The following is a 12905-nucleotide window of genomic DNA, read 5'->3' on the forward strand; positions in this document are numbered from 1 at the left end:
CCGAGGCTGAAGAACGCTACTACGCCATGCTGGACGAGCCAGCCATGGCGGCGTGACTCAAACGAAATGGCCTCCGGGAAAACCGGCGCGGTTCAAGGTTTGTCTCCCGAGCGAGCGGCTCAACCGAGAAGCAAACAGTAGGCACGTGGGCCAAGAGGTCTCGGAAAACGGGCAGAGCCGGGTCGCCCGCCATGAAAATGAAGTGCCGCCCGGCCAGTTCATCGAGGTCGATCACGGGCGACGCGGCGAGAACATCCCGCTCCGCCATGACGATGAGCACAGGTGCCTCCCACAGATCGAGTCCGGCCTCGCCCCTCAGCGCTGATGCTCCGGCTTGAATCACGACATCAAGTTCATGCCGCCGAGCCGCCTGACATTGCGACGCCGGATCCGTGTCGACGAGTTCGACACGGACGTGCGGACAGACCTGCAGGAAGCGATGAAGCAGCTGCGTGAGGCGGGCGCCCGATGTGATCGGGGGTAGACCGATGCGAAGGGCGCCATCCTGTGCGGTTCCGGCGCGCTCCACCGCCAGTGCGGCCTGTGATGCCTGGGCCAGGATTTCCCGCGCGGGCCCCAGCAGACGACGCCGGCGAAAGTCGGCCGCACGCCGGCATGGGATCGGGCAAACAGGGTGGCGCCCATGGCGTCCTCAATGTCGCGAATGCGCCGGCTCAGCGTCGATTGCTGCACCCCCAGCCGGTCCGCTGCCCGTCGGAAGCTGCCCTCTTCCGCCGCGGCTAGAATGAACCGCCAATGTTTCAGCAGGAAGGGGTCCAGGCGCTGCGCAATGGCGGCAATATCCCGCTGCGCCTTCATGCACTGTCCTCGCGAGGCGTCGACAGGTGGAAGGCGGCGTAGATATAGCCGGTAGCACGCTCCAGCCGATCATCCATGCCTTGCTCGGCCATCAAGGCGAGGATGGAGGTGCGCTCCTGCGCGGTCGAGAACCGTCGCTGGCGTTGCTGAAGGTGGGAGCACTCGGTGGTGACGAGACCGAACCCCGCCAGCATCGCGGCAATATCCTCGTAACCGAACGGATGCATCGCGAAACTTGCGACCCAGGGGCGAGAAGCGGCGGCCGCCTCATAGACCTGTTGGAATGTTCGGACGGTCGCATAGCCGACGCAGCCCGTGCTGATGATCAGATCCGCGTCTCGAAGAGCTTCGCGGTCCGTCTCGGACAGAGGCTCTGTCTCCAGATTTTCTGCCACCGCCGCCCCGATCAGGCCGACATCACGGGCATAACCCAACGCGCCACGGCTGGGATCGAGACCTACGAACTCAAGGTCTTCTCGCCGCAGCTGGTGCGTGAAGAAGGCCTGGTGGTCCTCAAGGTTGCGGGTCGCCAACGGTCCATCCTGCAGGGTGTAGGCGGCATAGAGGTCGTCTAAACTGAGCCGACAGCTCAGGAGAGCTGCGTTGAGCCCATAGGACGCACCCACATCAATGATTTTGAGAGGCCGATGCAGCCGCTGGCGGCGCAGATCCTCGATGATCCGTTCGAATACCGGCCTGGCACGGTCACAGATCATGTAGTCGAGAGCGAGATGGGCTTGGTAGTAGGCATGCGGCCAGGGCTGGTCATAGGTCGCCGAGAAATCGTGTTTGGCCGCCAGCACCCCCGATTCAGATCCGCTCATCGACATTATCCGCCTTCGCATTTTCTCGCGTCACAGCGGGAATTTTCGCGGCCGGCGCGGTCGATGGCAAACTAAATTCGAGAATGTATGAGACATTTCATAAACTTAACTAGTCCATCGTAAACCGGTATACCGGTTTACGAATCCAGGACGCTGTCGTTGACGATACATATTTTAAGATGTACCAATTTCTCAGCAGGAGGCCGCGATGACCGTGACTGTTGAGAGCCGACCCACGCCAAAGGAGCGGTTTTCCGCTATCCACCGCGCTCTGCGCGACCGCATCTGTCTTCTGATTTACCCGCCTGGGACCGCACGAAGCGAAGCGGAGCTCGCGCGCGAATTCGGTGTCAGTCGCACCCCTATGCGGCGGGTGATGCAGGCGCTGGAAAATGAAGGGCTGATCGAGACCACGCCGAATGTGGGCTCGATGGTAACCTCGGTGGAACTTAAATCGCTGCGCGACGCCTATGCGCTCCGCATGAAGCTTGCTGAACTGCTCGGCGACCTCAACCCGGCGTCCATGCTCGACGCCATTACCGCGACGCTCCGCGAGCTTCTGGCCGAATGCCAGCCGCTGAGTGGTCAGGTCGATGTACGCGCCTTAGCCCAGATCAGCCACCGGCTTCAGGACGAGATCCTGCATCTGTCCGGCAATGCCGAATACCGACAGGTATCCGAGGTTCTCTATTACAAGACGATCCGCGCTTATCTTGAGATCCTGCCCGAACTCAACTGGCCGGCCGAGGTCGCGGCGCAAGCCGACGAGATCACCGAAATCCTGGCTTCGCTCGCCGCTGGCGATATCCGCGCGGTGGGCTTCATCCGGCGCAACCACATCGCCCGCACCCTCAACCGCATCACCAGCTTCATGCTGGGTGATCACGATTGAGGACGCCCATGCTGATGAAGGTTACCAGCGCGCTGGCGCCATCAGGCAACGGGATCCAGGCGGAAGCTCTGGTGCTGCGCGGCGTCGATAAGACTTATGACGGTGTCAGCAAGGTGGTGGACGCGCTTGATCTCGACGTTCACCCAGGCGAGTTCCTCACGATCCTCGGTCCTTCGGGCTCCGGCAAGACCAGCCTGCTGATGATGCTCGCCGGGTTCGAGGCGCCGAGTGCCGGTACAATCGAGATCGGCGGGCGGGACGTGTCCAGGCTGCCGCCCTACAAGCGCAATATTGGCATGGTGTTCCAGCATTATGCGCTGTTCCCGCACCTGACCGTCGGCGAGAACCTCGCTTATCCGCTCCAGGCGCGCGGCTGGCGTAAATCCGACATTGCCGAGCGGGTCGCCTGGGCGCTGCAGCTGATCCGGCTCGATGGCATGCGGGACCGGCGGCCGACACAGCTGTCCGGTGGGCAGCAGCAGCGCATCGCCGTAGCTCGGGCGCTGATCTACAAGCCGCAGCTCGTGCTGATGGACGAGCCGCTGGGCGCGCTCGACAAGCAGCTGCGCGAACAGATGCAGGACGAGATCGTCAGGATCCATCGCGAGCTGCGGCCGACCATCGTCTATGTCACCCATGACCAGAGCGAGGCCTTGTCGCTTTCGGATCGTGTGGCGGTGTTCGACGCGGGACGGATTGCCCAGATCGGCACCCCCTCGGAACTCTACGAGCAGCCCGGGACTGCCTTCGTGGCCGGCTTCATCGGCGAGAACAATCGCATCACCGGCAGCGTGATCGCCGCCACGACCGAGTTCTGCCATGTCCGCTGCGCCGATGGTGCCGTCGTTGAGGCGCGAAACATCGCCGACGCGCGCATCGGCGACCGCGTGAACCTCGCGGTCCGGCCCGAGCGTCTTCGACCGGCCCAGGCTGGGGAGGGATCATCGGTCGAGGTGGAGGTCGCCGACATCACCTATCTCGGTGAGGTTTCCCGTGTGCGCTGCCGGATGCGCGACGGCACCGAGATCATCTGGAAACTGCCCAATTGCGGCCAGAGCGCGCGCCCCGACCGCGGCGCGACCATCGCTCTCGGCTTCAGCCGAGAGGACGCCCGGGCCTTCGCCGCCTGAGCGCTCCCTTCCCATTTTCAGGAGGTTCATCATGCTTGTCGCGTGCCCGAAAGTGTCGTCCGCAGCTCTTCTCGGCCTTCTGATTACTTACGGCCCCGCATGCGCGGCGGACGCTCTGACCATTGCCTCCTTCGGCGGCCAATACACGGCAAGCCAAAAAAAGTCGCAGTACGAACCCTTCACCGCCAGTACGGGCGTGACGATCAAGTCGGTCGACTACAATGGTGGACTGGCCGAACTGACCGCCCAAGTGCGTTCCGGAATGGTGGGCTGGGACGTCGTCGATGTCGAGTTGCAGGATCTTGATCGTGGCTGCGCCGACGGTCTGTTCGAGAAGATCGATCCGGCGCAACTGCCGACAGGGTCTGATGGGGTTGCTGCCATCGCGGACTTTGTTGCCGGGTCACTTCACGACTGCGGCGTCGGCACGGTCATCTGGTCCAATGTGCTCGCCTTCAGCGATCCCGCCTTTCCCGGTGCCAAGCCCAGCCGGATCGAGGACTTTTTCGATCTGGAGAGGTTTCCGGGCCGCCGTGGGCTGCCCAAGCGTCCTCACGCCATACTTGAATGGGCATTGATGGCCGATGGCGTAGCGCCCTCCGAGGTCTATCGGGTCCTAGCAGCGCCGGAAGGTCTCGACCGTGCCTTCGCTAAGCTCGATACCGTCAAGGATCACGCCGTTTTCTGGGAGACCGGAGCGCAGATGATCCAGCTTCTCGCCGATGGCGAGGTGGCACTATCCGCCGCTTATAATGGGCGCGTGCAATCGGCCATCTCGGACGACGCCAAGCCGCTAAAGATCATCTGGGACCGGCAGATCTGGAACGCCGACTACTACGCGGTCGTCGCCGGTACCGGAGCCAAGGGCCGGGCACTCGATTTCATCCGCTTTGCCACGGACACCGTGCCCCTCGCCGAGCAGACCAAATACATCGCGTATGGTCCCGTGCGCCGCTCCTCCCAGCCGCTGATCGCGCCGGCGATCGCCGCCACGCTTCCGACAGCGCCGGCCAATTTCAACAACGCCCTGGCCTTCGACGCCGCCTGGTGGACCGCTCATGGCGACGCGATCAATGAACGCTATGCGGCGTGGCTGGTCCAATGAACGCGGTTTCGCCCTCCCGCGCCGGCTGGGCGCTCGTGCTTCCCCTGGTCGCCTTCATCGTGATCGCCTTCCTGGCGCCCATCGCGACCATGCTCCTGCGCAGCGTCCATGACCCGGAAATCGCCGATCTCATGCCGCGTACGCGACAGGCCCTCGCTCAATGGGACGGAACAGGTGTTCGGCAGGTGGCCTTTGAAGCGGTCTCGGCGGATTTGCGGGAGGCGAGCGCGACCAACCAGATCGGTCGGCTCGCCCAGCGTCTCAACCGCGAGCGGAATGGGCTTCGCGTGCTGATCGACGTTACCGCGCGACATCTGGAGCGGGAGCCTGACACCAAGCTTTCGCGGATCGATCCAGGCTGGAGCGATCCCGCCCTCTGGCAGATTCTGGCGCGCGTCACCTCGCCCTGGACGGGGCGACATCTGCTCAATGCGCTTGATCTGACCGTGACGCCCGATGGAATACTGGTGCGGCAGGAGGAGGCGCGGCGGCTCTATGTCGATCTCTTCCTGCGGACCGCCTGGGTCGCAGCGCTGGTGACCCTCATCTGTGCACTGCTCGGCTATCCCTATGCCTATGCCATGGCGGCGGCCGGCCCCTCCTTAGGTGCGCTGCTGCTGTTCCTGGTGCTGCTGCCGTTCTGGACCTCATTGCTGGTGCGCGCCACTGCCTGGATCGTTCTGCTGCAGCGGCGGGGCGTCATCAATGAAGGGCTGCTCGCAATGGGCCTCATTGGCGAGACCGGCCGTCTCGACCTGATCTACAACATGACGGGCACCATCATCGTTATGGTTCACGTGCTGCTGCCCTTCTTTGTGCTTCCGCTCTATTCGGTGATGGCGGGACTGCCAACGTCCTATGTGCGCGCCTCAGCAAGCCTGGGAGCGCATCCATTGCGGACTTTCGCACGCGTCTATCTTCCGTTGACCTATCCCGGTGTCGCCGCCGGCGGTCTGCTCGTCTTCATCCTGTCGCTTGGCTACTACGTCACCCCGGCCCTGGTGGGAGGACGAACCGGCCAACTCATCAGCAATCAGATCGCTTTTCACATGCAGAGGAGCCTGAACTGGGGCTTGGCTGCCGCTCTCGGGACGTTGCTCCTGCTCGCGGTTCTACTCCTCGCTTTGACGCTGCCGCGCCTCGCCGAACGCGGAGGGCTGCGCACATGAACCGGCTCGCCCGTTTCGGGTTCTATCTTCTCTGCGGCCTGATCGCGGCCTTCCTTGTTCTGCCACTCCTCGTGATCGTACCGCTATCCTTCAATCCGGAACCGTATTTCTCCTTCACGCCGGCCATGCTCCAGCTTGATCCGGCTGGATTGTCGCTGCGCTGGTACCGGGAAATTGCGGAAAGCGCGCAGTGGCGGCTGGCGCTGCGCAACAGCCTGAGCATCGCGGCCGTCGTCACGCCGCTGGCAACCCTTCTTGGCACGATGGCGGCGCTTGGATTGCGGCGGCTACCGACAAGACCGCGCAAGATGTTTGCGGTCATCATCGCGTCGCCGCTGGTGGTACCTGTCATCCTGTTCGCCACGGGGATCTATTTCTTCCTGGCGCCGCTGGGGCTCACTCAGTCCTTCACCGGCATCATCCTGGCCCATACCGCGTTGGCGGCTCCCTATGTGGTGGTGACGGTCGGCAGCACGCTCACCACCTTCGACGAGCGCCTGCTGCGCGCGGCGTCCATTCTGGGCTCGCCGCCCTTATCCGCCTTTTTCAAGGTGACCTTGCCGCTGGTCGCGCCCGGTATCGCCTCAGGTGCTCTGTTCGCCTTTGTCACGTCCTTCGATGAAGCGGTCATCGCCCTGTTCCTGGCTGGCTATGACCAGCGCACTATTCCGTTGCAGATGTGGTCGGGTGTGCGGGACCAGTTGAGTCCCGCGGTGCTCGCCGCAGCCACGCTCATGGTGCTCCTCGTCACCATCGTCATGCTCACAACGATGCTGATCGCTCGCTCGGCGCGATCAGCAGGAGCTGGCAGATGAGCCGTCAGGACTGGCCCGACGCCGATTTCTTGGCCAACGTCGCTGCGCGGCTTGCCGGGCGTGACTGGCCCGTAGCGACGTTGGCGCCGCTCGTACACGGGGCGGGGCATGGCCTCGTCAGTGGCCTGGGCGATCTGCTGGCGGGCTTGCGGAGGCTCGCTGATCACGATCTTGCCGACATCGGACCGGCAATCCCCCCTTTCCAGGAAACAGGCCAATGAGCGACCTCACGCGTCTGTCCTTGCGCAAGCTCCGGCGGCTGATGATCTCCGGGGAGGTTCGGCCGGAAGAGGTGACCGTGGCGTTTCTGGCGCGAGCCGAAGCCCGCAACAGTCGCGATCTCAGCTATGTCTCGATCGGAGCGGAAGAGGCTCTGGCGTGCGCTAGCCGGGTGGAAGAGGCTGGCGCATCGGGGCGCCTCGCCGGTATCCCCTTCTCCTGCAAGGATGTGTTCGACACAGTGACGTTGCCGACCACGGCCGGTTCGCGCGCCATGCATGATTACCGGCCGATCAGAGACGCGCAGGCGCTTGAACGCCTCAAGGCGTCTGGCGCCATCCTTTTGGGAAAGAACAATCTGCACGAGTTCTGCTATGGCATCACCGGCGCCAACCCTATCTTCGGCACACCGGCTAACCCGCATCATCCAGGCCGCCTGGCGGGCGGATCCTCCAGCGGATCCGCCGTTGCCGTCGCCAACCGCACGGCAATGTTTGCCCTCGGCACCGATACGGGCGGCTCGGTGCGCGTTCCCGCCAGCCTGTGCGGCCTTGTCGGCTTGAAGCCGACGCGCGGGCAGATCAGCCTGAAGGGTGTGGTACCGTTCTGCTGGTCGCTGGATCATGCCGGGATTCTTGCCCGAAGCTGCGGGGACGCGGCCGAGGTGTTCCTCGCCATTCGCGAGGCGGGTGAGGCCGTCTCGGCAGCGAACGCCGATCATTCCGAGCGTGGCAACTCGCTGCATGGCCTGCGCATCGGCGTACCCAGAGGAGCCTATCTCGAGGATACGACGTCCGACATTGCCCCGCGCGTGCATCAGCTGATCACGGAATGCCGCCGGCTCGGGGCCCATATAATCGACGTGGTGATGCCAGACGCTACCCATGTGCGTACGGCCTCGCTGGCCGTCCAGCTCGTCGAGGCTTTTGCCTGGCACCGGACAAATCTCCAGCGCCGGTTCGATCTGTATGGCGAGGATGTGCGTGAGGGGCTGCTTCAGGGCCAGTTCATCCTGGCCGAGCATTATGTGCAGGCGCTCCGGCTGTTCGCCGCGAAGAAGGCCGAGATAAGTGAGCGGCTCAAGGATATCGATGTGCTGATGACGCCGACGACGCCGATCGTCGCGCCGGCTCTGGATCAGAAGCAGGTGACGCTAGCGGGCGTTGCGGTGCCTGTCGGCAATGCGCTGTCGCACTTCACCTGTCTCTTCAACTTGACCGGTCACCCCGCGCTATCCGTTCCCATCGGTCGGGACGGTGATGGCCTGCCGATCGGGGTGCAACTGATCGGGGCGCATTATCGGGATATGAAACTCCTGGCGACCGGCGCCGCGCTGGAACGGGTCGGTCTGGCCGGCTGGATCGAGCCCAAAGATGAGATGGATGACGGTCCCGGCATGCCGCCTCCGCTGTCGGAACGGCGGGAGCTCTATGCGCATTAGGGATACGGTCGCTACGGATACGGTCCAACTCCGAGTGGTGCCGCATGTGGAGATGGATTTCCCAATCTGGGAAATTATCTTGTTCCCGATTCGGGAATTCGCTATAAGCTCCTATGCAGATCATCGCTCGCCGGACTCTCAAGCTCTTCTGGGAACGCTATCCGCAAGCTGAGACGCCACTTGTGCTTTGGCATGCCCGCGTGGCGAAGGCTGCGTGGACCGGCCCTCAGGACGTGAAAGCGACCTTCGGGACTGCCGTGGATTTCATAGGGGACAACCGCCTGATCTTCGATGTCGGTGGCAACAAGTTCCGCCTCATCGTCCACGTCGCCTATCCATTCCGTCGGGTGTTGATCAAGTTCGTGGGCACTCACGCTGAATATGACGCCATAGATCCGGAGACCGTTTGATGGACATTCGACCGATCAAGACCGACGTGGACTATGAGTGGGCGCTGGCCGAGGTGACACGCTATTTCGAGCAACAGCCTGAGCCAGGCTCAATGGAAGGAGACCGCTTCGACGTGCTCTCGGACCTTATCGCGGCCTATGAGGAGCGGCACTTTCCGCTGCCAGGTGCCGATCCTGTCGAAGCGCTGCGCGCTTTCCTTGAGGCGACCGGGCGAACGCAGCAGGATCTTGCCGCACTGCTCGGCTCCGCACCGCGCGCATCGGAAATCCTGCGCCGCAAACGAGCCCTGACCGTCGATATGATCGGCAAGTTGAGCAAGGAGTGGGGTATTCCGGCGGATGTCCTGGTGCGGCCTTACAGGCTGGCGGCGTAAGACGTCCCCAAGTAAGATTTACTGCGGGGGATGGTGCAGGTACCATCAAGCTCGATTTGTGAAGGCGGACCTATGGCTGGGGACAATTGAGATCCACAGTGTCCGCCTTTCCGGACATTACGCGAGCGAGGTGATTTTTTCTCGATCACACGTGTTATTCCTGCATCAAGGATGTCGCGAGTGCGCGCATGACCAGATCCGGCAGCGCCACCTCAAGAACCCGGAAATGATCATTCAGAGCGCCCTGGGCCGCCTCCATTCTTCCTTCGGCCAGCGCGGAGGCGAGGGCGATGAGTGAGGCATGCAGAGACCGCGGCAGATCGGATGATCGATAGGCGCAGCGGCGAACATGATGGGTCCGCTCGCACAGATCGATCACGTTGCGCTCGATCACATCGCTGCCCGTACATCGGCTCATGGCGATGAACAAGGCTTCGGTTCGGCGTGCCAGCGCAACGGCCGTCCTTGGATCGCACGGCGTCAAGGGGGGAGGTCCCAGGTCGGGCAAAGGGCGCAATGATGCCTGACATGCTCCCACTTCGAGGCTGTGTCGGATGAGAAGCTGCAGGAGGTCATGGATTTCCTGCATCTCGCGCAGGCGCAGTTCGCGAGCGAAAAACCCGCGCGCAGGAACGGCTGCAATGTGACCTTCGGCATGCAGCCGGATCAAGGCCTCGCGCACTGGCGTATTACTGACCTTGAGTTGGTCCGACAATTCAACGACAGCCAGGTGCTGGCCAGGGCGGAACCTGTAGAGGAGCGCCCGTGTCTTCAGCGCGCGATAGACCTGATGCCGCCGGTCCCCACCGAGACATCCTGATGGCTGCGATCCCGGGTGGAAGCGGTCCCCGTCACGTTTCATCCCCGCGTCTACCGCTCCCTGCCTTAAAGAACCTTCATGTCGCGGGGGTAGGGCGTGAGATAGTCGAAACCGTCCTCGGTCACGACAATGGAGTCGCCGATGCGTCCACCGCCCTTGCCGGGCACGGTAATGCCGCCGTCGACGGCAAATGTCATGCCGGCCCGCAGCTCCCTTGCTTCGCCACGCTTGAGCTCCGGCGCCTCCAGCAACGACATGCCTACCGAGCGGCCGGTTCGGTAGCCCGGAGAGAAGCCGGCGGTCGCATAGGCCTCTTCCGCGGCAGCATTGACCGCCTCGCAGCGTATGCCGGGGCGGATTGTGGCGAGTGCTGCGCGCTGGGCGGCCATGGCGGCCTCCTGGATGCGCGCCTGTTCCTCGGTCACTCTCCCTACGAAGAACTGGCGATCGAAGCCGAGCTTGTAGTTGCGGAAACTCACCATGCCGCAGAAGCACAGATAGACCGGATCGCCGGCCTCCAGCCGACGCACGGCGGCCCGGCGATGGACCATGCATGTGTCCGTGCCCGATTGCAGGATCTGCAGATTGTGGATCAGCGGCGAGACGTGGCGGTCCTGAGGATCGCGCAGCATTGAGGCGGCACGGCGCGTGCCGGCCTGCATGGCGGCGAGCGCAATTTCATATTCGGGCACGCCCGGACCGATCGCGTCCGCAGCCGCATCCATCATGGATATGGCGACCTCGCCGGCCTGGCGCATGATGGCGATCTCGTCCGACGACTTGATCATGCGCTGCTCGGCGACCAGTGGCGCAATGTCAGCCACTGCCCGGTCGGGAAGTCGTGCCCTGATCTCCGCCGCGATCACATTCGGCAGGCGAGCCTGTTCTATTCCGATGCAGGTGCCCGCTGCAGCACCGCCCAGCAGGCCGATCAAGAGGTCGCGCCATTCCCGGCCGCCATCGGTCCAGTGCCGGATGTCGCCGACCCAGCTCATGGCGGCACACATTTCCGACTCCATCAGCGGCGTGACGATGACCGGTGATTGGCCGGGTGCGACGATCATCAGCGTCGGGCGTCCGAACTCCATGCCGAGATAATTCCAGTACCCCCCGTAATAAGCGATCGAGTCCGGATCGCTGAGGACGGCAAGGCCGATGCCGGTGTTCTCAAGAGAGTGGGCAAGGAGATGCACGCGGACCTCGAAGGGGCTTGTCATTTGCCAACCTGTATGCAGCTATGGTGTGCCGAACGATAGTGTGGCAGTAAATGCGTTGTCAATAATGGGATTATGGCTGTGTCGGCAGGGAACTTTTCCTTAACTGCATACACAAAGGGGGCAGGGCGTGCGTGAGATCAAGAGCGATGCCGGACGTCATCACCGGGCAAAGATCGGGTTCGTGCTGTTAGCGATGGAGCAGACGATCGAGGACGACATGTTCACGCTGCGTCCAAACGGGGTAGGAATTCACTTCACCCGCGCGGCCATGGCGAACCGCGTCAGTGTCGACACGCTGGCGGCCATGGCGTCCGGTATTGGTGACGCCGCCAGCCTGCTCCTGCCCGACGAACCGCTCGATGTCGTCTGCTATGCCTGCACTTCGGGCAGCGTCGTCATCGGCGAGCAGCGGGTTTTCGCGGAGCTGAACCGTGGCAAGCCCAACGCTCGAGCGACCTCGCTGATCACCTCTGTGATGCGCGCGCTGGAGGTATTGAAAGTGCGACGCATCGCCATCGCTACCCCCTATCTCGCCGAGGTCGATGCCATTGAGCGCCGCTACATGACGGCGCGTGGCTTCGATATCGTTCACATGCAGGGATTGGGCATCGAGAAGGACGCCGATATGGTGCGGGTGACGCCCAAAGCCATTCTTGATTTTGCCTTGAGTGTCGACCGTCCTGATGCTGAGGCGCTGTTCATCAGTTGTGGGGCCCTCCGCTCCCTCGACGTGATCGAGGAGCTCGAGCGCCGGCTCGGCAAGCCGGTCGTGGCCAGCAACCAGGCCATGATGTGGGACTGCCTGCGACTTGCCGGCGTCGCGGACCGGCGGGATGATTACGGCATTCTGCTGCGGGAGCATTGATTGGGCGAGAGCGCGACGAACGAGACCTCAAGGATACGGGCACCGCGCGGGCAGGTCACCGACATCTACCGGGCCTTGCGCGACCGGATCTGTCTGCTGCGTTATCCCCCGGGCATGCTGCTGGGCGAGCACGAGCTGGCCGAAGAGTTCACGGTCAGTCGCACTCCGGTGCGCCAGGCGCTCCAGCGGCTGGAATATGACGGTCTCACCGAGACCCGCAATGGCGTTGGAACCATGGTCACCGGTGTCGACCCCAACGCCTTCCGCGATATCTACGCATTCCGGCTGCGCCTGAGCGAAATGATGGGCGAGTTCCCCGCAGAAGACGAGGCACCGCGCGCCCTCTCAACCATCCTGCTGCTTCAGGACCGGCTGGTGGCCTTGAGAGGCCAGCGGGACATGGAGGCGTTCTGGCAGCTCAACCATGAACTCCATCATGCCACGAACCGGCTCATCGCCAATCTGGCTTTGCGCGAGACCCATGAGCGCTATTACTTCCAGGCCTCGCGCATCTGGTACAGCGTGATCGAGGCGTTCTTCGAGGAACAGCTTGCCGATCTGGCCAATGAACTCAACGAGATCGCGGGTGCGCTGCGCGCCGGCGACATCAGGGCGGTCGGCTATATCCAGCGCAACCATATTGCCTTTGGCCTTCATCGTGTCGCGAGCGCACACACTGCCGTTTGATGCTGCAGACCCAGCCCGGATGGGTGAACCGCGCCGGTTTTCCCGGAGGCCATTTCGTTTGAGTCACGCCGCCATGGCTGGCTCGTCCAGCATGGCGTAGTAGCGTTCTTCAGCCTCG

Annotated in this window: 16 protein-coding genes; 11 read left to right on the top strand and 5 right to left on the bottom strand. The window is 63.1% G+C overall.

Annotation, left to right across the window (positions count from 1 at the left end; translation table 11 throughout):
- Positions 1-19 precede the first annotated feature (19 nt).
- Genes FHS55_RS22930 through FHS55_RS22940 form a run of 3 tightly spaced genes read right to left on the bottom strand, consistent with a single transcriptional unit; the run spans position 20 to position 1643 of the window.
- Positions 20-448 (bottom strand): LysR substrate-binding domain-containing protein, encoded by a 429-nt coding sequence (locus tag FHS55_RS22930; RefSeq protein ID WP_246340411.1) that lies wholly within the window; start codon positions 446-448, stop codon positions 20-22.
- Entirely contained in the window at positions 340-819 is a 480-nt protein-coding gene (locus FHS55_RS23680; RefSeq protein WP_246340409.1) for a helix-turn-helix domain-containing protein, read from the bottom strand. Before FHS55_RS23680 ends, FHS55_RS22930 begins: the two co-directional genes overlap by 109 nt.
- Positions 816-1643 (bottom strand): hypothetical protein, encoded by an 828-nt coding sequence (locus tag FHS55_RS22940; RefSeq protein ID WP_183192187.1) that lies wholly within the window; start codon positions 1641-1643, stop codon positions 816-818. Before FHS55_RS22940 ends, FHS55_RS23680 begins: the two co-directional genes overlap by 4 nt.
- A 208-nt stretch (positions 1644-1851) precedes the next feature.
- Between FHS55_RS22940 and FHS55_RS22945 the strand changes: the two genes are divergently transcribed.
- From FHS55_RS22945 to FHS55_RS22985, 9 genes are all read left to right on the top strand, one after another.
- The gene (locus FHS55_RS22945) at positions 1852-2535 is read left to right on the top strand and encodes a GntR family transcriptional regulator (protein WP_246340410.1); all 684 of its coding nucleotides are present in this window, start codon (positions 1852-1854) and stop codon (positions 2533-2535) included.
- An 8-nt stretch (positions 2536-2543) separates the two neighbouring features.
- Positions 2544-3665 carry an ABC transporter ATP-binding protein gene (locus FHS55_RS22950; protein WP_183192188.1) on the top strand — a complete coding sequence of 374 codons (1122 nt, stop codon included), beginning with the start codon at positions 2544-2546 and terminating at the stop codon, positions 3663-3665.
- Positions 3666-3696: 31 nt separating this feature from the next.
- Positions 3697-4770 carry an ABC transporter substrate-binding protein gene (locus FHS55_RS22955; protein ID WP_183192189.1) on the top strand — a complete coding sequence of 358 codons (1074 nt, stop codon included), beginning with the start codon at positions 3697-3699 and terminating at the stop codon, positions 4768-4770.
- Positions 4767-5939, top strand: coding sequence for an ABC transporter permease (locus tag FHS55_RS22960; protein ID WP_183192190.1), 1173 nt, complete (start codon positions 4767-4769; stop codon positions 5937-5939). Before FHS55_RS22955 ends, FHS55_RS22960 begins: the two co-directional genes overlap by 4 nt.
- Positions 5936-6754, top strand: a complete 819-nt coding sequence (locus tag FHS55_RS22965; RefSeq protein WP_183192191.1) for an ABC transporter permease — start codon at positions 5936-5938, stop codon at positions 6752-6754. The genes FHS55_RS22960 and FHS55_RS22965 overlap by 4 nt, the downstream gene beginning before the upstream one ends.
- Positions 6751-6975, top strand: a complete 225-nt coding sequence (locus tag FHS55_RS22970; RefSeq protein ID WP_152304381.1) for a hypothetical protein — start codon at positions 6751-6753, stop codon at positions 6973-6975. Before FHS55_RS22965 ends, FHS55_RS22970 begins: the two co-directional genes overlap by 4 nt.
- Complete coding sequence (locus tag FHS55_RS22975; protein ID WP_183192192.1) at positions 6972-8414, top strand: amidase; 1443 nt, start codon at positions 6972-6974, stop codon at positions 8412-8414. The genes FHS55_RS22970 and FHS55_RS22975 overlap by 4 nt, the downstream gene beginning before the upstream one ends.
- A 113-nt stretch (positions 8415-8527) precedes the next feature.
- Entirely contained in the window at positions 8528-8824 is a 297-nt protein-coding gene (locus FHS55_RS22980) for a type II toxin-antitoxin system HigB family toxin (protein ID WP_183192193.1), read from the top strand.
- Positions 8821-9198, top strand: a complete 378-nt coding sequence (locus tag FHS55_RS22985; RefSeq protein WP_210287139.1) for a helix-turn-helix domain-containing protein — start codon at positions 8821-8823, stop codon at positions 9196-9198. Before FHS55_RS22980 ends, FHS55_RS22985 begins: the two co-directional genes overlap by 4 nt.
- Positions 9199-9352: 154 nt before the next feature.
- On the opposite strand, the gene FHS55_RS22990 is transcribed toward FHS55_RS22985, so the two are convergent.
- Together FHS55_RS22990 and FHS55_RS22995 are read right to left on the bottom strand one after the other, a co-directional pair.
- Positions 9353-10060, bottom strand: coding sequence for a GntR family transcriptional regulator (locus FHS55_RS22990; protein WP_183192195.1), 708 nt, complete (start codon positions 10058-10060; stop codon positions 9353-9355).
- 23 nt (positions 10061-10083) lie between these two features.
- The gene (locus FHS55_RS22995) at positions 10084-11235 is read right to left on the bottom strand and encodes a M24 family metallopeptidase (protein WP_183192196.1); all 1152 of its coding nucleotides are present in this window, start codon (positions 11233-11235) and stop codon (positions 10084-10086) included.
- A 127-nt stretch (positions 11236-11362) separates the two neighbouring features.
- On the opposite strand from FHS55_RS22995, the gene FHS55_RS23000 reads away from it, so the two are divergent.
- Both FHS55_RS23000 and FHS55_RS23005 read left to right on the top strand, forming a co-directional pair.
- A complete protein-coding gene (locus FHS55_RS23000; protein ID WP_183192197.1) occupies positions 11363-12100 on the top strand; it encodes an aspartate racemase/maleate isomerase family protein in 738 nt (245 codons plus the stop codon).
- Entirely contained in the window at positions 12101-12787 is a 687-nt protein-coding gene (locus FHS55_RS23005) for a GntR family transcriptional regulator (RefSeq protein ID WP_183192198.1), read from the top strand.
- The last annotated feature ends 118 nt before the right edge of the window (positions 12788-12905 follow it).

It is taken from the genome of Ancylobacter tetraedralis (assembly GCF_014195655.1).
In the GTDB taxonomy this organism is placed as follows: Bacteria; Pseudomonadota; Alphaproteobacteria; order Rhizobiales; family Xanthobacteraceae; genus Ancylobacter; species Ancylobacter tetraedralis.